The organism is Flavobacterium ranwuense (assembly GCF_004349315.1).
Classification (GTDB): domain Bacteria; phylum Bacteroidota; class Bacteroidia; order Flavobacteriales; family Flavobacteriaceae; genus Flavobacterium; species Flavobacterium ranwuense.
Window position 1 is genome coordinate 1 of the sequence record NZ_SMLH01000002.1, and the last position, 22,785, is coordinate 22,785.

A 22,785-nucleotide genomic window follows, 5' to 3' on the forward strand; every position below is an offset into this window, starting at 1 on the left:
GGTACTACAGCGGGTTTGGGACTAAATTAAGCCCATTCTTCGGATTTGCAAAATCATCCCAAATACAAGACCATCTTTCCATTAAGCCCAATGCCCAAATCCGTTTTAGTGGCTGTTAGTAGCTGGCTCTATTTTATCGAAATTATTATTTTGGAATGTAATTCTTTTAATTTTTTATGCGCTTGTGGTATTTCTAAAAAGACACCTAGAGCTTTACTTTCTTGTTCATTATGTGTTTTTCTAGTCATTTGAGCTCGGTCATCTATTATTATACGTCCTAATCTGTCTTTACTACTTTCTTCAACAGTAACGAAAGAGTGGCAAATTGTATCTCTTAAATTTCTCAAATTAACTCCATTTATAAATTCCTCTGACAAATCAAGCTTTGGCATTTGTGAAGGCATTCCTGAGTCAAGTTGGTCGTTAGTTGTATACGGAATTAATAAGTAAAGTGCAATTATTTCACGTACACCTGGAATTAAAAGAAATCTATCATTTCCGTCTAAAATATTTTGGGCAATTTCTGAAAGAAAAATAGAATGTTCTCTAAAATTAGTATCTCTGTCTTTAATCATTTTTATTGTTTGATAAAATTATAGAATAGTTATATGATGTTGAGTTTTTCCTATTTGCTCGGCGCTTGCTACTAACTAGTATATAGGTCTGACGATATCAGACTTATCACACCAAAACGTGGAAAATAGACCTAGTAAACATCAGATTTTATTTATTTTCAAATATATAAATAAATCGCTGAAAAATCTTATAAATTGGAATTAGTAATTAATTCATCACAAAATCCCTAGCCCCGACAGTAGTGGAAAGCCTATGCAGGTTGAAAACCACTTTTTTCTGGTGGTAGCAGAGCGACCTAAGGAAGCTCCTGACAGCGGCTAGAAAAAGGGTTTGAAACCAAATAGCTTGTAGCGTAGGGCGGGAATGGCTCCTGGAAAAGATCCTGAAATAAATTCAGGATAAAAAAAATTCCCCAACTACTTTCGTAATTGGGGAATTTAATTTTAAGGATTGAAACGGTTATTAGTTAACAATAACCCATTGTCCTGAAGCGATTAAGCTTTCGGCTTTTTTGTATTTCATCTCTTGAATTTGTCCGTTAGCCACGTTTTGAATCGTTACGTTATCATTGCGATTGATTTTTGGCATATCTCTCACGATAGTTTCGGTTACTTGTCGTTGTTGCGTTTCTCCCGCTTCACGATTAGCACTTTCACTATTTGGAATTTCGTCTTTGCTTAATTTATAATCTTCTTGTTGACGAACTTCTTTCGCTTCTTGAATTTGTTGATTCTCTTGAGCCGGTAAATCACCTTTGAACAAGAATGAAATCACTTCCTTATTTACATTGTCAATCATTGCTCTAAACAAATTGAAAGCTTCCAGTTTGTAAATAAGTAATGGATCTTTTTGTTCGTGAACTGCAAGTTGAACCGATTGTTTCAACTCATCCATTTTACGTAAGTGTTTCTTCCAAGCTTCATCTACAATAGACAAAGTGATGTTTTTTTCGAAATCAGCAACAAGTTGAGCTCCCTCAGTTTCGTAGGCGCGTTTCAAATCAGTAACCACATTCAAAGATTTTATTCCATCCGTAAAAGGAACTACAATGCGTTCAAATTGGTTGTGTTTGTCTTCGTAAACACTTTTTATGATTGGGAATGCTTCTCTGGCACTTCTCTCGGTTTTCTCTGTATAATATTCCAGCGTAGCTTTGTATATTTTACCGGTTAATTCCATTTCACTCAATTTACTGAATTCACTTTCAGTAACTGGCGATGTAATTGAGAAATAACGAATCAATTCGAATTCAAAATTTTTGAAATTATTTGTTGCTTTGTTTTCATCAACAATCAATTCACAAGTATCGTAAAGCATGTTCGCAATGTCTAATTTCAAACGCTCTCCAAACAAAGCATGACGACGACGTTTGTATACTACTTCACGCTGTGCATTCATTACGTCATCATATTCCAATAAACGTTTACGAACACCAAAGTTGTTTTCTTCTACTTTTTTCTGAGCACGTTCGATAGATTTAGTCATCATAGAATGCTGAATTACTTCACCTTCCTGTAATCCCATTCTGTCCATCACTTTAGCCACTCTTTCAGAACCAAACAAACGCATCAGGTTGTCTTCAAGGGAAACGTAAAACTGTGAGCTTCCCGGATCTCCTTGACGTCCTGCACGACCACGTAACTGACGGTCAACACGACGTGAATCATGACGTTCTGTTCCTACAATTGCTAATCCACCAGCGGCTTTTACTTCGGCAGATAATTTAATATCGGTACCACGACCAGCCATGTTCGTTGCAATAGTTACCACACCAGGTTTTCCGGCTTCTTCAACAATTTGCGCTTCTTGTTTGTGCATTTTTGCATTCAAGACATTGTGTGCAACGCCTCTCATTTTCAACATTCGGCTTAATAATTCTGAAATCTCTACCGAAGTTGTACCAATAAGAACCGGTCTTCCTGCTTTAGATAATTCAGTTACGTCTTCGATAACGGCATTGAATTTTTCACGAGTCGTTTTATAAATAAAATCCTCTTTGTCTTTTCTGGCCATTCCTCTGTTCGTAGGAATTTCTACAACGTCAAGTTTATATATTTGCCATAACTCTCCTGCTTCAGTCGAGGCTGTTCCAGTCATTCCTCCCAGTTTGTTGTACATCCTGAAATAATTCTGTAACGTAACTGTTGCAAATGTTTGAGTTGCAGCTTCGATTTTTACATTTTCTTTTGCTTCAATCGCTTGGTGCAATCCATCAGAATAGCGACGACCATCCATGATACGACCTGTTTGCTCATCAACAATCATGATTTTGTTATCCATGATTACATATTCTACATCTTTTTCGAATAAAGCGTAGGCTTTTAAAAGTTGTGTCAAAGTATGAATACGTTCGCTTTTTATTCCAAAATCTTGGAACAATTTTTCTTTTTCCTCTGCTTCAGTGTCTTTATCTAATTTTTTCTTTTCGATAGCGGCAATTTCAGTTCCAATGTCCGGAAGTACAAAAAAGTCAGAGTCCGTATCTCCAGAAAGGTATTTAATTCCGTTGTCAGACAATTCTACCTGATTGTTTTTTTCTTCAATAACAAAATACAATGCCTCATCAATCTTGTGCATTTCTCTTTTGTTATCCTGCATGTATTGATTTTCGGTTTTTTGAAGCAATTGTTTGATTCCTTCTTCGCTCAAAAATTTAATCAATGCTTTGTTTTTTGGTAACGCTCTGTAAGCTCTTAATAATTGGAATCCACCTTCTTTAGTATTTCCTTCTTTAATTAATTTTTTTGCTTCAGATAAAAAACCGTTAGCCAATTGTCTTTGTAAACTAACTAAGTTTTCAATTTTTGGTTTCATTTCCATGAATTCATGACGATCTCCTTGCGGAACCGGACCTGAAATAATCAGTGGTGTTCTGGCATCATCAATCAAAACAGAATCGACCTCATCGACAATGGCGTAATTGTGTTTTCGTTGCACTAAATCTTCTGGCGAATGCGCCATATTATCTCTTAAGTAGTCAAAACCAAATTCATTATTGGTTCCGTAAGTGATATCAGCATCGTAGGCTTTTTTTCTTCCTTCTGAACTTGGTTGGTAATTGTCAATACATTCAACAGTCATACCATGAAATTCGAATAATGGCGCTTTCCAAGTACTATCTCTTTTTGCCAAATAATCATTCACAGTTACTAAGTGCACACCGTTTCCAGTCAATGCATTTAAATAAAGCGGTAAGGTTGCCACCAATGTTTTTCCTTCACCTGTTTGCATTTCGGCAATTTTACCTTCATGCAAAACCATTCCACCAATTAATTGTACGTCATAGTGAATCATGTCCCAAGTAATTTCTTTACCTGCAGCATTCCAAGAATTTGCCCAAATTGAATTGTCACCATCTAAGGTAATGTAGCTTTTAGTAGCTGAAAGTTCACGGTCTTTTGCAGTTGCGGTTACAACTACTGCTGTGTTGTCTTTAAAACGTCTTGCAGTCTCTTTAACAACGGCAAAGGCTTCCGGAAGAATTTCCATCAACGTTTTCTCCGAAATATCGTAAGCTTCTTTTTCTAATGCGTCAATAGCGATATAAATATCTTCTCTTTTATCAATGTCTTCAATGCTTTCCACTTCTAGTTTCAGCGCAGCAATTTTAGCATCTTTTTCAGCGCGTGCCTGTTTGATTCTATCCTTAAAAAAAGCAGTGCGTCCTCTAAGATCGTCATTAGATAATGCCATCAGAGGAGTTTCAAAAGTTTTAATTTTGTTAAGATACGGCTGTAAAGCTTTCACATCTTTTTGGGATTTATCCCCAACAAAGACTTTAATAATACTATTTATAAAACTCATAATATGTTTTTATTTCTGGTTGTGTAATTCTGTAAATTTAAACAAAAAAAAAGCCTCTTTTGAGACTTTTTCTTGGTTTACTTTTTAATATTCATCCTCATTCCAAAGATAATCTTCGTCCGTAGGATAATCTGGCCAAATTTCTTCCATTGATTCATATATCTCGCCTTCATCCTCTATAGATTGAAGGTTTTCTACTACTTCTAATGGAGCTCCTGCTCTAATAGCGTAGTCAATAAGTTCGTCTTTGTTAGCAGGCCACGGTGCATCGCTTAAATAAGATGCTAATTCTAATGTCCAATACATGTGTTGTCGATTTAGTTTTGTGCAAAAATAAATTTTTTACTGAAAAAGACAAGTAAAAAATCATTTATTTTTAGTTAAAGTTAAGAACGTTTTATTTAGTGTTCAGTGTTCGGTATTTAGTGTTCAGCTTTTCACTGCAAACTTACAACTGTAAACTGCCAACTATTTCCTTGGAATCCATTGAACTTCGGCAGCGTTCAAATCATGAGACAACTTCCGTGCCAACACAAAAAGGTAGTCAGAAAGTCGGTTTAAGTACTTGATTGCGATTTCAACAACGGGTTCATTGTGGCTTAAATGGACGGCTAAGCGCTCTGCTCTGCGACAAACACAACGTGCAATATGACAATATGACACAGTGGTATGTCCGCCAGGAAGCACAAAATGAGTCATTGGCGGCAATGCTTCTTCCATGGCATCAATTTCATTTTCCAATAATTCAATATCAGATTCGATAATTCCCAGATTTTTCAAACGAAGTTCTCCGTTTTTCATCACTTCTTTTTCAGGTGGCGTTGCTAATATAGCGCCAACAGTAAATAGGCGATCTTGAATTTCTATAAGGATTTCTTTGTAATGTGCATTCATTTCCTGATCCCGAATCAGACCAATATAAGAGTTCAATTCGTCAACGGTTCCATAGCTTTCTATTCGGGCATGGTCTTTTGGGACTCTGGTTCCGCCAAAAAGTGCTGTTGTTCCTTTATCTCCAGTCTTTGTATATACTTTCATCTACCGTTTATTTGATTAAAAAAAACAAATTTAGCGTATTAATTCCACTATTGCTGCAACAAATCGTTCCAGCGAATTTTCACTGAGATTGAAATATAAATCAGGTTCAATGCATTCAATTTCCATTAAATAGAGTTCGTTCTCAATAAGGATTCCGTCTACTCGCGCATACAGTAAATTCTCTGGAAATGTATTGACAATTTTTTGCGCTTTTTCAATTAGTTCCTGACTGGGTTGAACCAAATTGTATTTTCCTCCAAAAAGGGATTGTACTCTAAAATCGCCATCCACGGGTTTTTTATTTACCGCATGTGAGAATTTTTTATTGAAAAAGATAAAAGAGGTTTCGCCCAATGTTTGAATTTCGGGCATGAATTCCTGTAAAAGCAACTCTTTCTCCGCTGCAATACCTTTATATTTTGTGCTTATTTCCTGAATTTCGGATACTTCAAAAACTTCGGTGAGATAGGAACCAGCAGAAAATGCCGGTTTTATAACCGCTTTTTTCCAATGTGTAGGTATCAATTCAGCAAGATTAAGATGATCTGTTTTATCAATGAAAACGGTTGGCAAAATGGTGATTCCTTGCTGTTCCATTTCACGCAAGTAAAACTTATGGATGTTTTGCTTGATTACTTCAATGGGATTTAGTGTTTTGATTCCCAGTTTTTCTATTTGGTCGAGCCAAATTTTAAACTCGGTTTCTTTCTCGAAATAATCCCAAGTATTGCGAAAGATCAGATAATCAAAATCAATCCAATTGATGCTTTTGTCGCTCCAAATAGCGGCGCGGGCTTCTATAGTATGTTTGGCTAATGCCGGAATTATTTTTTGATCTTCGGGATTTAAATCTGGAAGTTTTTCGCAGGTTAGGATGGCGATTTTCATTTTTTGATAGGTATTATTTGGAATTTTAAACGCAATTGTAATTTGGATTTCCTAGCCCGGATAAAAGCGGTATCCTCTTTCTTGTGATTCAGACGAAGGAAGAATGGCAAGAAAGAGATACAAGCGGATAGCCGGAAAAAGCTACTGAAAAAACTATTTGGTAGTGTCGCTTTCGATAAGTCCGTCACGCAAACGAATGATTCGGTGTGCATAAGCGGCGATTTCTTCCTCGTGCGTTACCAGAATTACCGTGTTTCCATTATTATGAATGTCTCCAAAAAGTTTCATGATTTCTAATGACGTTTTACTGTCCAGATTTCCGGTAGGCTCATCGGCAAGAATGATGGACGGTTTGTTGACCAAAGCACGGGCAATTGCCACACGCTGGCGTTGTCCTCCCGAAAGTTGGTTGGGTTGGTGGTCCATTCTGTCGGCAAGATTTACTTGTTCCAATACTTCGGTAGCTCGTGCTTTTCTTTCCGATTTTGAAAACCCGGCATAAATCATGGGTAAAGCCACGTTATCTAATGCCGTTGTTCTGGGTAAAAGGTTGAAAGTCTGGAAAACAAATCCTATTTCTTTATTCCGAATTTCGGCTAATTCATCATCTTTCATCTGGCTGACATCTTTTCCGTTCAGAATGTAACTCCCGGAAGTTGGTGTGTCTAAACACCCCAATAAATTCATTAAAGTTGATTTTCCAGATCCTGAAGGGCCCATTAATGCTACATATTCCCCTTTATTTATTTCTAAATCAATGCCTTTAAGAACATAAACGATTTCATTTCCAAGTACAAAATCTCGTTTGATATTGGTTATTTTGATTAGCGGGTTTGCCATTAGAGTATATGATTTTTGACCTTCGACTGCGCGTAGGGTGCTATTAAATTAGATTTTAAAAGTACAAAAGACTTTTGAATTATTAATAAGTAGTTGTTTTTTAAAATTTGTTACATTTTGAGCTTCAATTTTATATAGGAACTAACTTTTTCAAAATCAAATAATTGCAATTTTCACCTATTTCTTTTAAAATGCAATTTTTAATACATAAAATCACCCCGTAATTATTTATAGTATTTCAGGGTTAATTTATATAATTTACACTTTATTTATTTTTATTTCATAATTACATGTATTATTTATAAAATTTTTGGATTATAATTATGAATTGAATAATGTTTCTTAAATTTACATAAATAATATTTAATCAAAATCAAGAAATTATGGAAAGTAAAAAGTTATTGTTAGGTGTAGCGGTAATCGCTTTGGGATTTACCTCTTGTAAAGATGAAAAAGCGGAACAAGCAGAGAAATCAGTTGATAGCTATGTTATGTACGTAGATTCAGTTGGTAACGTTGCCGCAGAAGACGCTAGAGGGAATTGGCAAGGAATTGAAGCTACTTATGAATTGAAAAGCGGAGAAGCGGAAGCAGCTATTGCAAACATGAAAGATAATGCAGCAGCGCAAGAGCGTCTTGATGCAAGTAGAGCCAAATATGAAGCTTTAAAAGCTAAATATGAAGCTGAAAAAGTAGCTGAGCAACCAACTACTGATGTAACAATAAGCTCAAAACAACAATTAAGAAATGCTTTATTTGGTCAAGGAAAAATTGGGGATGATATGAATTTTAGCTGGGTAAACAAAGACAATATACATAGCGTTTACCAACAATTCATTCATACTGCCGAAAATAATAAAGACAGTTATACACGTGAAGACTGGGATGAAATTAAATTGATGTATGAAGCGCTTGACAGCAGAAAAAACACTGTTGAAAAAGAAGGACTTTCGTCTGAAGATAACAGAAAAATTGCTGCTTTAAAATTCAAATTTGCTCCAATGTTGAAAGTGAATAGAATGGGAGCAAAATCAGGAGAAATGAAAAGAGCTAAAGAATAAGGAATAATTAATTCAAAGTGAGAAATGACAGTCAGCAATGGCTGTCATTTTTTTTGCGTTAAATTCTAATCACAAAATGCTCTTTTGGTTGCTCTTTTCTAAAAAACACCAATCCCCATTGAAACGTATCAATGGTTACGGTCACTTTTGGATGTTTTTTTATGATTTTCCAAGCTTCTTCCATTTCTGGAGACCAATGAATGTCATCGAATATCCAAACGGTTTCGTTAGTAATTGTAGGAAGTAATAATTCAAAATAGTCCACCGTTGCTTTCTTGGAGTGATTCCCGTCGAAGTAAATGAGTCGAAAGTCGAAAGTCGAAAGTCGAAGGTCTTCCAAATAATTACTGAATTCGGTTACGATTGGATTTACATTATTAAAATTGAATAATTGAAATTGACTTTTTGTAATTGCCATTGTGTTAGGACAACCTTCTAAAGTGATTATTTTTGCTTTTAAATTCCCTAAAGAAAGTGCGGAAGTCGCCAATCCTAACGATGTTCCAATTTCTAAAATACTTTCTGGCTGCAAATAATTGGTGATTCTAAATAATAATTCGGCTCGCTTTGAAGTAATTCCCGCTGTTTTGGCAATCTCGGCAATCGCTCTTGTATTCGATTTGAAAACTTTCGAACCTGCACCAAAATCAGTAACTTCAATAGTATTGTTGTTTTCTAAAAGCGAGTTTCTGTATTTTTTTAAAATAGAATATTCCGGTTTTGGTTTTTTGTCATAGAAACATTTCGTAAGTAAATTAAACACAAACGGAGAATGTACAGCATGCTCGTTTTTTGAGTGCCAAAGGAATTGTAGATACGATTTTATTTGAAATAGCATAGAGACATATACAAAGTAGACGCGAAGATACTAAGATAATAGTCGAAAGTCAAAAGTCTTAAAGCCGAAAGGCACAAATTCAAAAGCAAAGACTTTACGACTTTTGACTTTGAAACTTTACGACTTTAAAAAGTATATCTTTGCGCCCTTGGAATTTACACCAAGAATAATACCCATTTTTTACGATGATGATTGAACAAATAGAACATATAAGTGCCATAAGTTCGGAAGAAATTGACCGATGTATCGCTATTTTGGCACAATTAAATACCGATACTGACCAAATATTTGATATCCCAAAAGAACAACGAACAGCTTTAATCAAAGCGGCAGGGATGTTTTCCAGACCCGACCGAGATGAGCTTACCCGTAGAAAAAAAGACGGAAAAGTGGCTGCCAAACGCAAAATGGAAAAACGCGACCGTACCGCCCGAAAGGAAACCGGGATTCGGCATGCCCGTGAAGCGAGTATTTTTGTGGCACCCAAATTATTGGCTTTTAATGATCTTGCCCACAAAGAACAATTAGAACTGGAAACTCCACGAAATTGTTACGTTTGCAAAACGGAATTTACTAAAATGCACCACTTTTATGATACGATGTGTACCGATTGTGGTGATTTTAATTATGCCAAACGTTTTCAAACTGCAGATGTAAAAGGGCAAGTGGCCGTAATTACAGGTTCTCGTCTGAAAATTGGGTATCACATTACGTTAATGCTGTTGCGTGGTGGAGCAACTGTTATTGCAACGACCCGTTTTCCAGTGGATTCGGCTTTGCGTTTTTCTAAGGAAGCCGATTTTATGGATTGGGGACATCGTTTGAAAATTCACGGATTGGATTTGCGACATATTCCGAGTGTGGAGATTTTTTGCAACTTTATTGAGCAAAAATACGAGCGATTGGATATTCTAATCAATAATGCAGCGCAAACCGTGAGACGTCCTGCCGGATTCTATACGCATCTAATGGAAAACGAAGAGCGTTCCATTGCTTCTTTACCACAACAAGCACAGGAATTATTACTGGATCATACCAATTGTCTGGATGAATTAAAAGTATTGACATCAGGAGTTTCTCCAAATCAGAATATGCCGGTGACTTGGCACGGACCAGAACCTGGAATTGGGTTGCGGGCTTCCGCCAAATTATCTCAGATTCCGTATTCGTTTGATAATGCGCTCGTGGCGAATGAAGTTTTTCCGGAAGGAGAACTCGATGCCGATTTGCAGCAAGTGGATTTGCGAAAAACCAACAGCTGGCGTTTGCGATTGGGACAAATAGAAACGACTGAAATGATTGAAGTACAGTTGGTCAATTCGGTGGCGCCTTTTGTATTGTGTAACCGCCTTTCGGAAGTCATGAAGAAAGATAATACCGGAAAAAAGCACATCATCAATGTTTCAGCAATGGAAGGAAAGTTTCATCGCTTTTTCAAGGAAGACCGCCATCCGCATACCAATATGGCCAAAGCAGCTTTGAATATGCTCACGCACACTTCCTCTGGAACTTTGGCAAAGGATGGAATTTTTATGAATGCGGTAGATACCGGTTGGGTAACCGACGAAGATCCGGCGGAATTAGCTAAAAGAAAACAGGAAGAAGAAGATTTTCAGCCGCCATTAGACATTGTGGATGGTGCAGCGCGGGTTATGGATCCGTTGTTTGACGGTATTAATACAGGAAAACATTGGTGCGGGAAATTCTTGAAAGATTACAATCCGATTCCTTGGTAATAGCGTCTGACTTACAAAATAAAAAACCACTACAGAATTTGATTTTGTTGTGGTTTTTAGTTGCTTAATTTTATGGGAACGGTTTACAAATATGCAATCAAAATTTGCTGTTTACGATCCGGCGAACGGTGTCCCGAAAAGGCCGACTGCAAGTTCTATCCAAATGAGGAGAAGCGCTGCCAGAATAGCTGCACAGAGAATGATTCGATGATTGGTATTTTTTACCTTTCTCATTACAAGCTCACAGATAAGACCAGTACCGAGCAATAGGACACCAGCGACCACAAAATCGGCCAAGTTCCAGTTTACTTCTTTTGTAAATTGCATCGCTATTAATGGGATGAGCAGTAAAAAAACTACCGTGAGCACAATGCCAATACCTCTTTTGTTTTCCATAATCATAATTTTCAGTTTTATATATTAATTTGGTCGTACATAATCCGAAAGTGTAGCCTTCAATATTGAATAGATTCACTTTCAGGGTTTTGTTTTACAAATGTACGTAACTTTGAAACACAAAGTACTTTCTATTTGAAAAATATTTTGATCGTATATAATATTTTATTAAAAAAAATGATTGTTAGAAAAATCTGGGGTTGTAATCCTATTTCCTTGGTAATTCTGCTAAGCTTATAAATAAAAAACCACAACAGAATTAAAGTTTGTTGTGGTTTTTTTGTTATTACTTATTGTTATGGGCGCAAAGTCAGAGACATTTGAGCAGCTTAACCTAGAACTATTGTATACTTCGAAGAGCGGGGTGTGCCTAAAAGCTAATTGCTGCTAATTTTATTTTTTTTGATAAAACAACAACCCCAACATTTTCGGCTTTACCGCTAAAAGAGTTGGGGTTGATTTTTTACAGTCGGAAACCTAATCCAATTTTTAACAGATTTACGTTTGTGTTAAATGTAGTATTTGGGGTTTCGTTGTCAACTTTCAGTTTTACATAGTCATACTGAATTTCTGCGAATATTCTATTAGTTATATCATAAGCAATTCCAAAATTAGCATTAATTCCACTATGTGTTGAATCTGAAACATCAAATCCGTTATTTGTCCCTGAAGCGTCAAAAATCATAAAAGTATAGCCAAATCCTACGAATGGATGGAATTTAGAAATTGATTCTATTTTAAGTTCAGCAAAAACTTTTGGTTGAATAAGATACGATGTAACTTTAAAGTCTTGAATTCCGTTATTTTTGTTTGTGTTATTTACTAAAATCCCACCATTGATTGATGTTCCGATATTAAAATTAGTTATTTCAGCAAATCTGTATTTAGCTCCAACATCAATAATTCCATTGTAACTTTTTCCGATGAAATTTTGGTCAATAGGTATTGGAAAATTCATTTCAATACTAAGTTTTGAATCTTGTGATAAAGATTTTATTGAGAAAATCAATAATAATGCTAATAATAGTTTTTGTTTCATATTTCAATTTTTTAATTACTCATAACTCGTTTACAGGTCTGACGAACGTCTGGCTTTTCTTTTCTTTTCAAAAATATATAAAAAAGTGGCAAACCATCAAAGGGACTTTTGTTTCTTATAATTTTTCGTACTAATTTAAAATTAGTTTTTTACTAAAAAAACAAACCCACAACAAAATCAAAATTCTGTTGTGGGTGTAGCCGAAATAATAATAATGTTCGGTATTGCAAACTGCTACTGAACACTGAATACTAATTTTATCCTTCTATCTTCGCAGAAAGCTCAAACCATCTTTCCTCTTTATCTTCAATTTTATTATTGATGTTTTCTAATTCTTTTGCTTTGGTCAAAACATTGTTTTCTTCCACTTTTCCATCCGAAAACAATTGTTCGATAGCTACTTTTTGAATCTCTAAATCCTTGATTTCTCGCTCGATTTTCTGAAATTCTTTTTGCTCATTGAAAGTCAAATTTCCGGTTGGATTGTTTTGTTTCCAGTCTTTCTTTTCGGCTTTGTTTTCTTCTTTTTGCGCCACGTCAGTGCTGTCTTCGTAAGCTCTAAAATCAGAATAGTTTCCAGGAAAATCTTCGACCACACCATCACCTCTAAAAATGAACAAGTGATCCACAATTTTATCCATGAAATACCTGTCGTGAGAAACCACTAAAAGACAACCCGGATAATCCAAAAGAAAGCTTTCCAAAACATTTAATGTTACGATATCCAGATCATTGGTAGGCTCATCCAGAATCAAGAAGTTTGGATTCTGAATTAAAACCGTACACAAGTACAAACGTTTCAATTCTCCACCGCTCAATCGATCCACGAAATCGTATTGTTTTTTAGCATCAAACAAGAAACGCTCTAACAATTGCGAAGCCGAAATCAATTTTCCTTTCATCAACGGAATGAATTCTCCGTATTCCTTAATCACATCAATCACACGCTGACCCGGTTTTGGGTTGATTCCACTTTGCGTATAATACCCTATTTTTATAGTATCGCCAACAATCACTTTTCCTCCATCAAGAGGAATCGATCCTGTCAATAAATTCAGGAAAGTCGATTTTCCGGTTCCATTTTTTCCAATAATTCCAATGCGTTCGCCACGCTGAAAATCAAAACTGAAATTATCCATGATGACGTGATCCTTGAATTTTTTGGAGATTTTGTGAAGCTCAATAATCTTGCTTCCCATACGTTCCATGTTAATTTCAAGCTCTACTTTATTTTCACGACGGCGACTTTGTGCTTTTTCCTTAATTTCATAAAAATCATCCTGACGCGATTTCGATTTTGTCGTTCTCGCTTTGGGCTGACGGCGCATCCATTCCAGTTCTTTCACAAAAAGATTCTGTGCTTTATCCACACTCGAATTTTCGGATGCGATGCGTTCCTCTTTTTTCTCTAAATAATAGGAGTAATTTCCTTTGTATTGGTATAATTTTCCGTTGTCTAATTCGATGATTTCATTACAAACGCGCTCCAAAAAGAAACGGTCGTGCGTCACCATAAACAACGTAATATTTTCTTTGGCAAAATAACTTTCCAGCCATTCGATCATCTCTAAATCCAAGTGATTCGTAGGCTCATCCAGAATCAATAAATCAGGACGATTAATTAAAATGATAGCCAATGACAAACGTTTTTTCTGTCCACCTGAAAGATTTTTTACTTTCAATTTGAAGTTTTCCAACTTCAGTTTGAACAAAATTTGCTTGTACTGCGTTTCAAAATCCCACGCATTGTGCTGATCCATTCCGTCAAAAGCTTTTTGGTAGGCTTCTTCATCTTCCGGATTTTCTAATGCTTTTTCATACGCTTCAATCACTTTCAAAGTCTCGTTATCCGATGCGAAAATACTTTCCTCAATCGTCAATTCGTCCTGCAAATTATTGTTTTGCGAAAGAAACGTCATTTTTATGCCTTTTCTCAATACGACTTGTCCGGTATCAGATTCTTCAAGACCATTAATGATACTCATAATAGTCGTTTTTCCAGAACCGTTTTTGGCTATGAAAGCAATTTTTTGATCTTTGTTAATTCCGAACGAGATGTCTTTAAACAGCGTACGTTCACCAAAAGATTTCGAGATATTTTCAACAGAAAGGTAATTCACTTTGTAAGATATGAGTTATAAATTGAAAGCTATGCATGCGTTGCGAAACATAACTTTTTTGCAAAAGTAATTCATTTACATCAAGTTTCAAGTTTTTGTGGTTTAAGTAATGTTAAAACTAAAAACGGCAGCCTATTTTTTAGGAGCGAAAGATTTGGTTTTATTTGCAGGTAACGTTCCCGCTTTCCGTTGCAATCTTTTTCTTTTTAAAGAAAAAAGAAAAAGGATTTTCACTTCAATCGGGGCTAAGGAGAAATATGTTTTGGTGTTTTTAATCTTCTAAAAAAAGCGTATATTTGATATTCAAAAATAAGTGTAATGGATTCTAATTCAAAAAAATATAAAACAAACGAAAAACCCCAATCAGTGGAGGAAGAAGCTGTTTTATATCAATCAAAATCGGATTTAGAAATTGAAAATCAGGATGACTTTTGGGATGAACTTCCAGAACATGTAAAGCAACTAATTGAAATTGGATTAAAACAAAGCGAGCAAGGACTTGGCAAGCCACATTCTCAAATAATGGCTGAAGTTAAAAAGAAATATAATCTCACTTAATGAAGTATTATATTCATTGGTTAACTTTAGCGGAATTAACCTTTTTAGATGAAATTGATTTTATTTTAAGAAAATGGAATACTAATGGAGTTGAGAAATTTACAATATTAGTTTACAGTTTTATTGATGCTTTGAGTCAAAATCCAACCATTGGAAAATATAGTCCAAAACGTAAAATTTATTCTTTAGTTATTTCAAAACAAACAACGTTATACTACAATGTTTTAAAGGACAAAAAACAAATTAATTTGGTGTTATTTTGGAACAACAAACAAAATCCAAGTCTTCTCAATAAATTATTAAGATAATTTTCTAATTATATTTGCTCAATGCAACTATCCGTCATCATTCTCAATTACAACGTTTGTTATTTTCTCGAGCAATGTGTTTTAAGCGTTCAAAGTGCTTTAGAAACCATTGACGGCGAAATTATTGTAATCGATAATAATTCCCCAGATGACAGTTGTGCAATGATGCAAAAGCGTTTTCCAAACGTAAAACTCATTCAAAATAATGAAAATGTAGGTTTTCCAAAAGGCAATAACATAGGAGTTGCTCAAGCTCAAGGCGAATACATTTGTATTTTGAATCCAGATACAGTGGTTGCCGAAGATACGTTTACCAAAGTATTGGCTTTTGTCCAAAAACGATCTGATTTAGGAATATTGGGTTGCAAACTTATCGATGGAGCCGGGAAATTTCTGCCGGAAAGCAAACGTGGCGTTCCAATACCTTGTGTCGCTTTTACCAAAATCACGGGTTTGTACAAATTATTTTCCAAGTCGGGAACATTCGGGAAGTATTACGCACTACATTTAAACGAAAACCAAACTGGAAAAGTGGATATTCTTGTGGGTGCTTTTATGGTTATGAAAAGAAGTTTATACCTTGAAGTGGGCGGTTTTGATGAAGATTGTTTCATGTATTCGGATGATATTGATTTGTCTTATAGGATTTTGCAAAAAGGAAAGTCGAACTATTATTTTCATGATACCACCGTAATCCATTATAAAGGAGAAAGTACCATTAAGGACGAAATCTATATGAAGCGCTTTCAGGAAGCCATGCATTTCTTTTATAAAAAGCATTTTAACGTTTCTTTATTCTTCTCGGTTTTTATGGGACTGGGTATTGTCTTTTTTTCTTTTGTAAAAATGATTCAAGGAAAACCTTCCAGAAATTTAGGGATAAAAATGACTCCAAAATCATATCTGCTGTATTCATCAAATGAAAAATTAGTGGAAAAATTGACTTTGGTTTTGCAAAAAAAAGTCTCATTTCACGATTTAAAAACAGAAAAAATGGTAATTTCGTCTTCGTTAAGAACTGTAACGGGAACTGAAATTATTCTGGATAACGAATTCATTTCTTTTAAAGAATGCATATCAATTCTCGAATCTTCAAGAAATAGAGGATTTACCTTTAAAATAATACCAAAAAACGCTAATTTTTTAATTGGAAGTAATAATAGTAACGAAAGAGGTGAGATTATGAAAATAGAGTAAAAAATTACATTTAATGTAATTTATATTTGAAATATTTAGTAATTTCGCAAACTGAAAATCAAAATCACCTTTTAGGTTAACAATATGGCAAGATTTGAATTAAAGCTTCCAAAAATGGGAGAAAGCGTTGCAGAAGCAACCATTACAAACTGGTTAAAAGAAGTTGGAGATAAAATTGAAGCTGACGAAGCGGTACTTGAAATTGCTACTGACAAAGTAGACAGCGAAGTGCCAAGTGAAGTTTCGGGTATCTTGATTGAGCAATTGTTTGGTAAAGATGATCTGGTTCAAGTAGGTCAGACTATCGCAATAATTGAAACCGAAGGTGGAGAGCTTGTGCCAATTGTTAAAGAAGCTGTAGCCGCTGAGGTTGTTGCTGAAGTAACAAAAACGGTGGATGCCGCCAAAGAAAGTGTTGCGGCTCCAGTAGATTTCTCTGATTCTGAAAAATTCTTATCGCCTTTGGTGAAAAATATTGCCAAAGAAGAAGGGGTTTCTGTTGCAGAATTAGCAGCGATTTCCGGAACAGGAAAAGAAGGAAGAGTAACTAAAAATGATATTTTAGACTACGTAAAAAATAGAACAAGCCAACCAGCAGTTTCGGCTCCGGTTGTAGCAGTTCAAAAACCAGTTGCAGCTCCAGTTGCTCAAAAGGCGGCTCCGGTATCTGTAAGCGGTGGCGATGAAATTATAGAAATGGACAGAATGCGCAAGCTAATTGCGGGTTACATGGTTGCTTCTGTGCAAACTTCGGCTCACGTACAATCGTTTATCGAAGTCGATGTGACAAATATTGTAAAATGGAGAGAGAAAAATAAAAATGCTTTCGAAAAGAGAGAAGGAGAAAAATTGACGTATACGCCAATTTTCATGGAAGCAGTTGCAAAAGCATTGAAAGATTTCCCTGGAATGAATATTTCTGTAGATGGTGATTATATCATCAAAAAGAAAAATATCAACCTTGGGATGGCGGCTTCATTGCCAAACGGAAACTTAATTGTTCCTGTTATTAAAAATGCGGATCAACTGAATTTAGTTGGAATGGCAAAAGCGGTCAACGATTTAGGAGGTCGTGCAAAAGCTGGAAAGTTAAAACCGGACGACACACAAGGCGGAACCTATACGGTTACGAATGTGGGGACTTTTGGAAGTGTTTTTGGTACGCCAATTATCAATCAGCCGCAAGTGGGAATTTTAGCCCTTGGAGCAATCCGTAAAATGCCAGCGGTAATCGAAACTCCAGAAGGAGATTTCATTGGAATTCGTCAAAAAATGTTCTTATCCCATAGCTATGATCATAGAGTGGTTGATGGAGCATTAGGAGGAAGTTTTGTAAAAAGAGTCGCTGAATATCTAGAAGCTTTTGATGTAAACAGAGATGTTTAAAGGTATATAATTACAATTTAGACCCGACCGATTTTTAAAAATCAGTCGGGTTTTCTTTTTTTAAGGTTTTCAGGAACTTTATACTTTAAACTTTTAACGAAATTAAACCCAAATTTCTATATTTGTATCCACACAAAATTTAAAAATGGAACTTAAACTCAATAAACCAATTTGCTTTTTCGATCTTGAAACCACAGGAATTGACATAGGAAAAGATAGAATTGTAGAAATCTCAATATTTAAAGTTTTCCCAAACGGAAACAAAGAAAGCAAAACTTGGTTGGTTAATCCAACGATTCCAATTCCACCGCAAACAACGGCTGTTCATGGAATTACCGATGAAAAAGTAGCGAATGAGCCTACTTTTAATGAACTGGCAGCGCAAGTTTATAATATGATTAAAGACAGTGATTTAGCTGGATTTAATTCAGATCGATTTGATATTCCATTGTTGGCAGAAGAAATGCTTCGTGCCGGAGTAGATTTTGACATGAAAAATAGAGTTTCGGTTGATGTACAAACGGTTTTTCATAAAATGGAAGAACGTACCTTGAGCGCGGCACATAAGTTTTATTGCGGAAAAACGCTTGAAAACGCACATTCTGCAGAAGCGGACACCATGGCGACTTACGAAATATTGAAAGCGCAACTGGATCGTTATCCGGAACTGGAAAACGATATGAAATCATTATCGGAGTTTACGACAAGAAAGAAAATCGCTGATTTTGCAGGAATGATTGCCTTTGATAAGGATGATGAGGAAATTTTTGCCTTTGGAAAACACAAAGGAGTGAAAGTGGGTAAAATTCTGGAAACAGAGCCCGGTTATTTCAGTTGGATTCAAAATGCGGATTTTCCATTGTATACCAAGAAAGTTTTAACGGCAATCAAACTTAGAAAACTAAATACGAAATAGTGCTCAGTAATCAGTGTTCAGTTTACATTCTGAACACTAAATGCTGAACACTGAATACTTAAAAAGCATGAAGATCATCTGCATCGGTAGAAATTACACCAAACATATAGCGGAATTACGTAACGAAAGACCAACGGAACCTGTGGTTTTTATGAAGCCGGATTCGGCCGTTTTGTTGAAGCAGCATCCATTTGTAATCCCGGAATTTTCGGAAGATATTCACCACGAAATTGAAATTATTGTCAAAATAAACAAAGTAGGGAAATACATCGAACCTAAGTTTGCCCATAAATATTATGACGAAATCAGTGTTGGAATTGATTTTACGGCACGCGATTTACAGGATAAATTAAAAGCAAAAGGGTTGCCTTGGGAAAAAGCAAAAGCATTTGACGGTTCGGCAGTTATAGGAGAATTTTTACCAAAAAATCAATTTAGTTCATTAGAAAATATTACTTTTGAATTAACCAATAACAATAAAACGGTACAAATCGGTAATTCCAGTCATATGTTGTGGAAAATTGATGAACTTATTTCGTACGTTTCTCAGTTTTTCACGTTAAAAATTGGAGATATTATTTTTACAGGAACTCCGGAAGGAGTTGCTGCAGTAAAGCCGGATGACGTTTTGGAAGGATTTTTAGAGGGACAACAACTATTTAGAATACAGGTAAAATAATGGCTATAAATTACAACCTTTCAAAAGTGTACGCACTTTCAGACAACGATCCAGAATTTGTGAATGAAATTTTGACTTTGTTTGTTACTGAAGTTCCAGACGATTTACTTCAAATTAAAGAAGGAATAAAAAAGAAAGACCACAAGCATGCTTATGCTTATGCACACAAGATAAAACCTACGCTTGATTTAATGGGTTTAAACATGGCTTTTGAAGAGATTCTTCAAGTCGAAGCCTGGACCAAAGCCGAAGGTAAAAAGAAAGACATCAAAGAAACTTTTAAGAGCGTAAAAAACCAAGTTAACGACGCTATCAAAGAAATCAAAAAAGATTTCGATTTGTAATATTGGGGCGTGACCCGCCGAAAAAGCGGGTCGGGCTATCCGTTGTAATCTCCCGAAAAAACGGGAGGATTTTCACTTTTATCCCTCACGCAAACTACAATTAATACTGTCATTTTAACGACAGCGTATTTTTAAAAACTACTCCATAGAACTGTTTTTGGTCTAAAAGATAAATATGAAATATAAAATAATACTCCTGCTGTTTTTATTGTCTTCTCTTACTATGTCTTCTCAGAAAAAATATTTTTTTGACTATATTATTGAGTATAAGTTTCAGGCAAATCAAACTTCAAAAGTAGAGAAACGATATCTTTTAACTAATTCTAAAGACGATACTTATGAATGTAGGGTTTATGAAGAGGATAGTTTGAATTTTAGAATAGACTTTATAGACGAAATAGGTATTCGTAGTAATTCCATAATTGATAAAAGTGAGTTTTTTAAAGCAGAAACCATATCATTATTGTGTGAGAGTATTAATTATCAAAAAGAAAAGTATAAGTATGATTCTGGTAGGTTTGATTTCATGAATAAAAAGGATACGCTAATTAATGGTGTTTACTATAAAAATTATGCAATGAAGTATCGTAAAATTACAAATGCGAGAAAGTATAAGCATGGGATTTCATATTACATTGTAGAAAATAATACAGAATTCCATCTACCTTTAATGATGTTTTCGGGCGTATTTGATGTTCGAGAAACAAGTAAAAATATTCCAAATGGGATTGCAAAAGAAATTTTCTCATTGAGCTATGATAAAAAGCAATATGAGTTTGTTTATAAATTATTACAGTATGTGAAAATTAAAAAATATTTTATTATTCCTGAAAACTGTGATCCTAATGCGTCAATACCACTTAAGTTTGAATTTAAATTTAAATAATTTTTTTAATAGTAATATTTTTAAATTTTTAGAAACTTCTAAATTCTTAAACTAGAAAAATGAAAGCAACTATAGTTACCATTGGTGACGAAATTTTAATAGGTCAAATTGTCGATACTAATTCTGGCTTTATAGCTAAGTCGTTAGATAAGATTGGTGTTGAAATCAACGAAATGATTTCGATAAGTGATGATAAAAAACACATTTTAGATACGTTTGTGGCGCTTCAAAACAAAGTCGATTTGGTGATTATAACTGGTGGTTTAGGACCGACAAAAGATGATATCACAAAAAAAACATTTTGTGATTATTTTGAAGATGAATTAGTTGTTGATCAAAAAGTGCTTACTCATGTTACGCAACTTATAGAAGGTTTTTATAAGCGAACAATTACACAAATCAATAAAGATCAAGCGTTGGTTCCGTCAAAATGTACGGTGCTTCACAATCAGGTGGGTACTGCGCCAGGAATGTGGATGAAAAAGGAAAACACCGTTTTTATTTCGCTACCCGGAGTTCCTTACGAAATGAAGTATTTAGTGGAGCATGAAATCATCCCAAAAGTAGTTCGGGAATACAAACGTCCTTATATCATCCATAAAACAATTCTCACGTACGGACAAGGCGAAAGTATGGTGGCGGAACGAATTGAGGATTGGGAAAATAACCTTCCTGAATTTATTAAGTTGGCTTATTTGCCTGCACCGGGAAGAGTTCGTTTGCGTCTTTCTGCTCGTGGCACGGATAAAGAAAAATTAGAAGCTGCTCTTGCCGAAAATGTAAACTCACTGGATGCAATAATTCATGATATTATCGTAGGTTTTGATGATGATGAAACCTTAGAAGTTGTAGTGGGGAAAATGCTGACAAAACAAAACAAAACGATTTCTACTGCCGAGAGTTGTACCGGAGGTAAGATTGCTGCGGTATTGACATCGGTTTCGGGCTCTTCAAAGTATTTTAAAGGAAGTGTTGTATCGTACGCAACAGCGGTTAAAATTGATGTTTTGGGCATTCCGGAAAGCCTCATAAAAGAAAATTCAGTAGTGAGTAGAGAGGTTGTTTCGGCTATGGCTTTGAGTATAAAAAAGATGATGAAAACGGATTATGCAATTGCGACAACTGGCAACGCAGGACCGTCAAAAGGAGACTCAAATGCGGAAGTTGGAGCTGTTTTTATCGCATTGGCAACACCAAGCGAAGTAATTGTTGAGGAATTTAATTTTGGCCAACCCCGTGAAAAAGTGATAGATAGAGCTGTAATTAAAAGTTTAGAACTATTGCAGAAAGAAATTTTAAAAAATGTGTAGTAAATTTGTTGCTTAATAGGTTTATTTTTCTTTTCTTTGCACCCTGATTTTGAATAACGATAAAAGATAAGTATAATGTCAAGAGTTTGTGACCTTACAGGTAAAAGAGCGATGGTAGGAAATAACGTTTCTCACGCTATGAACAAAACTAAGAGAAAATTTTCTGTAAACTTAGTTAAAAAGCGTTTTTATCTTCCAGAAGAAGATAGATGGATTACTCTTAGAGTAGCAGCATCTACGATAAAAACAATTAATAAAAATGGAATCGCTGCAGTTTTGAAAAAAGCGCAGTCAGAAGGATTTATTAAATAATCCATTCCAAAATAAAAAAATAGCAAGATGGCAAAGAAAGGTAATAGAATCCAGGTAATTTTAGAATGTACTGAGCACAAGACTTCAGGTGTTGCAGGAACTTCAAGATACATAACAACAAAGAACAAAAAAAATACACCAGACAGATTAGAGATTAAAAAATTTAATCCAATCTTGAAGCGTGTAACTGTTCACAAAGAAATTAAATAATAATTAGAGATTTTAATAAAAATCTCAAATGGTCAACATTTGAGGATTTTATTTAAATTTAAATAACATTTGAATCATGGCAAAGAAAACCGTAGCATCGTTACAAACATCTTCTAAGAGATTATCAAAAGCCATCAAAATGGTGAAATCTCCAAAAACAGGTGCATATACATTCGTAGAATCTATTATGGCTCCTGAAGCTGTTGATGAGTTCTTGAAAAAGAAATAATTAACAATCACATTATATAGAAAAGCTACTTTCATTCGGAAGTAGCTTTTTTATTTTCTATATTTACCGTTAGAAAAACGTATTGGTTCTTTGGACTTAAATACTTCATTCTTA

Annotated in this window: 24 protein-coding genes; 14 read left to right on the forward strand and 10 right to left on the reverse strand. The window is 35.1% G+C overall.

Annotated features, from left to right (window positions below; translation table 11 throughout):
- Nucleotides 1-128: 128 nt before the first annotated feature.
- The 6 genes from E0I61_RS04530 to E0I61_RS04555 form a co-directional block, all read right to left on the reverse strand.
- A complete protein-coding gene (locus E0I61_RS04530; protein WP_132069717.1) occupies nucleotides 129-575 on the reverse strand; it encodes a hypothetical protein in 447 nt (148 codons plus the stop codon).
- 463 nt (nucleotides 576-1,038) lie between these two features.
- On the reverse strand, nucleotides 1,039-4,380 hold the full coding sequence (secA, locus tag E0I61_RS04535) for a preprotein translocase subunit SecA (RefSeq protein ID WP_132069719.1): 3,342 nt from the start codon (nucleotides 4,378-4,380) through the stop codon (nucleotides 1,039-1,041).
- A gap of 84 nt (nucleotides 4,381-4,464) precedes the next feature.
- Nucleotides 4,465-4,686, reverse strand: coding sequence for a DUF2795 domain-containing protein (locus E0I61_RS04540; protein WP_007138072.1), 222 nt, complete (start codon nucleotides 4,684-4,686; stop codon nucleotides 4,465-4,467).
- Nucleotides 4,687-4,848: 162 nt separating this feature from the next.
- On the reverse strand, nucleotides 4,849-5,418 hold the full coding sequence (locus E0I61_RS04545) for a cob(I)yrinic acid a,c-diamide adenosyltransferase (RefSeq protein ID WP_132069721.1): 570 nt from the start codon (nucleotides 5,416-5,418) through the stop codon (nucleotides 4,849-4,851).
- A gap of 30 nt (nucleotides 5,419-5,448) precedes the next feature.
- Nucleotides 5,449-6,306, reverse strand: coding sequence for an ATP-grasp domain-containing protein (locus E0I61_RS04550; RefSeq protein WP_132069724.1), 858 nt, complete (start codon nucleotides 6,304-6,306; stop codon nucleotides 5,449-5,451).
- A 153-nt stretch (nucleotides 6,307-6,459) separates the two neighbouring features.
- Nucleotides 6,460-7,146, reverse strand: coding sequence for an ABC transporter ATP-binding protein (locus E0I61_RS04555; RefSeq protein ID WP_131916248.1), 687 nt, complete (start codon nucleotides 7,144-7,146; stop codon nucleotides 6,460-6,462).
- Between the two features lie 383 nt (nucleotides 7,147-7,529).
- Here E0I61_RS04555 and E0I61_RS04560 point away from each other — a divergent pair, with 383 nt between their 5' ends.
- Nucleotides 7,530-8,207, forward strand: a complete 678-nt coding sequence (locus tag E0I61_RS04560; RefSeq protein ID WP_132069726.1) for a hypothetical protein — start codon at nucleotides 7,530-7,532, stop codon at nucleotides 8,205-8,207.
- A 58-nt stretch (nucleotides 8,208-8,265) separates the two neighbouring features.
- Here the strand turns inward: E0I61_RS04560 and E0I61_RS04565 are convergent, their stop codons facing one another.
- Nucleotides 8,266-9,045 carry an O-methyltransferase gene (locus E0I61_RS04565; RefSeq protein WP_132069728.1) on the reverse strand — a complete coding sequence of 260 codons (780 nt, stop codon included), beginning with the start codon at nucleotides 9,043-9,045 and terminating at the stop codon, nucleotides 8,266-8,268.
- A 185-nt stretch (nucleotides 9,046-9,230) separates the two neighbouring features.
- On the opposite strand from E0I61_RS04565, the gene E0I61_RS04570 reads away from it, so the two are divergent.
- A complete protein-coding gene (locus E0I61_RS04570; RefSeq protein WP_132069730.1) occupies nucleotides 9,231-10,781 on the forward strand; it encodes an SDR family NAD(P)-dependent oxidoreductase in 1,551 nt (516 codons plus the stop codon).
- Nucleotides 10,782-10,892: 111 nt separating this feature from the next.
- Here the strand turns inward: E0I61_RS04570 and E0I61_RS04575 are convergent, their stop codons facing one another.
- The 3 genes from E0I61_RS04575 to E0I61_RS04585 form a co-directional block, all read right to left on the reverse strand.
- Complete coding sequence (locus E0I61_RS04575; RefSeq protein ID WP_205728694.1) at nucleotides 10,893-11,177, reverse strand: hypothetical protein; 285 nt, start codon at nucleotides 11,175-11,177, stop codon at nucleotides 10,893-10,895.
- Between the two features lie 463 nt (nucleotides 11,178-11,640).
- Nucleotides 11,641-12,216 (reverse strand): outer membrane beta-barrel protein, encoded by a 576-nt coding sequence (locus E0I61_RS04580; RefSeq protein ID WP_132069732.1) that lies wholly within the window; start codon nucleotides 12,214-12,216, stop codon nucleotides 11,641-11,643.
- 257 nt (nucleotides 12,217-12,473) lie between these two features.
- Nucleotides 12,474-14,336, reverse strand: a complete 1,863-nt coding sequence (locus E0I61_RS04585) for an ABC-F family ATP-binding cassette domain-containing protein (protein WP_132069734.1) — start codon at nucleotides 14,334-14,336, stop codon at nucleotides 12,474-12,476.
- Between the two features lie 318 nt (nucleotides 14,337-14,654).
- On the opposite strand from E0I61_RS04585, the gene E0I61_RS04590 reads away from it, so the two are divergent.
- The 12 genes from E0I61_RS04590 (at nucleotide 14,655) to E0I61_RS04645 (ending at nucleotide 22,671) form a co-directional block, all read left to right on the forward strand.
- Nucleotides 14,655-14,894 (forward strand): hypothetical protein, encoded by a 240-nt coding sequence (locus E0I61_RS04590; protein WP_131996198.1) that lies wholly within the window; start codon nucleotides 14,655-14,657, stop codon nucleotides 14,892-14,894.
- A complete protein-coding gene (locus tag E0I61_RS04595) occupies nucleotides 14,894-15,202 on the forward strand; it encodes a type II toxin-antitoxin system RelE/ParE family toxin (RefSeq protein ID WP_132069736.1) in 309 nt (102 codons plus the stop codon). The genes E0I61_RS04590 and E0I61_RS04595 overlap by 1 nt, the downstream gene beginning before the upstream one ends.
- A 21-nt stretch (nucleotides 15,203-15,223) precedes the next feature.
- Nucleotides 15,224-16,399: a glycosyltransferase family 2 protein gene (locus E0I61_RS04600; RefSeq protein ID WP_132069738.1), complete on the forward strand. Its 1,176-nt coding sequence runs from the start codon at nucleotides 15,224-15,226 to the stop codon at nucleotides 16,397-16,399.
- Nucleotides 16,400-16,483: 84 nt separating this feature from the next.
- The gene (locus E0I61_RS04605) at nucleotides 16,484-17,785 is read left to right on the forward strand and encodes a dihydrolipoamide acetyltransferase family protein (protein WP_132069740.1); all 1,302 of its coding nucleotides are present in this window, start codon (nucleotides 16,484-16,486) and stop codon (nucleotides 17,783-17,785) included.
- A gap of 145 nt (nucleotides 17,786-17,930) precedes the next feature.
- A complete protein-coding gene (locus tag E0I61_RS04610) occupies nucleotides 17,931-18,701 on the forward strand; it encodes a 3'-5' exonuclease (RefSeq protein ID WP_131996210.1) in 771 nt (256 codons plus the stop codon).
- 67 nt (nucleotides 18,702-18,768) lie between these two features.
- The gene (locus tag E0I61_RS04615; RefSeq protein ID WP_132069742.1) at nucleotides 18,769-19,380 is read left to right on the forward strand and encodes a fumarylacetoacetate hydrolase family protein; all 612 of its coding nucleotides are present in this window, start codon (nucleotides 18,769-18,771) and stop codon (nucleotides 19,378-19,380) included.
- Nucleotides 19,380-19,724, forward strand: coding sequence for an Hpt domain-containing protein (locus E0I61_RS04620; protein WP_131916262.1), 345 nt, complete (start codon nucleotides 19,380-19,382; stop codon nucleotides 19,722-19,724). The genes E0I61_RS04615 and E0I61_RS04620 overlap by 1 nt, the downstream gene beginning before the upstream one ends.
- 175 nt (nucleotides 19,725-19,899) lie before the next feature.
- Nucleotides 19,900-20,610 carry a hypothetical protein gene (locus E0I61_RS04625; protein ID WP_132069744.1) on the forward strand — a complete coding sequence of 237 codons (711 nt, stop codon included), beginning with the start codon at nucleotides 19,900-19,902 and terminating at the stop codon, nucleotides 20,608-20,610.
- Between the two features lie 59 nt (nucleotides 20,611-20,669).
- A complete protein-coding gene (locus E0I61_RS04630; RefSeq protein ID WP_132069746.1) occupies nucleotides 20,670-21,920 on the forward strand; it encodes a CinA family nicotinamide mononucleotide deamidase-related protein in 1,251 nt (416 codons plus the stop codon).
- Nucleotides 21,921-21,995: 75 nt separating this feature from the next.
- Entirely contained in the window at nucleotides 21,996-22,232 is a 237-nt protein-coding gene (gene rpmB / locus E0I61_RS04635; protein ID WP_024980263.1) for a 50S ribosomal protein L28, read from the forward strand.
- A gap of 27 nt (nucleotides 22,233-22,259) precedes the next feature.
- Nucleotides 22,260-22,442, forward strand: a complete 183-nt coding sequence (rpmG, locus tag E0I61_RS04640) for a 50S ribosomal protein L33 (RefSeq protein WP_017495179.1) — start codon at nucleotides 22,260-22,262, stop codon at nucleotides 22,440-22,442.
- A 76-nt stretch (nucleotides 22,443-22,518) separates the two neighbouring features.
- Nucleotides 22,519-22,671 (forward strand): DUF4295 domain-containing protein, encoded by a 153-nt coding sequence (locus tag E0I61_RS04645; RefSeq protein WP_073370281.1) that lies wholly within the window; start codon nucleotides 22,519-22,521, stop codon nucleotides 22,669-22,671.
- The last annotated feature ends 114 nt before the right edge of the window (nucleotides 22,672-22,785 follow it).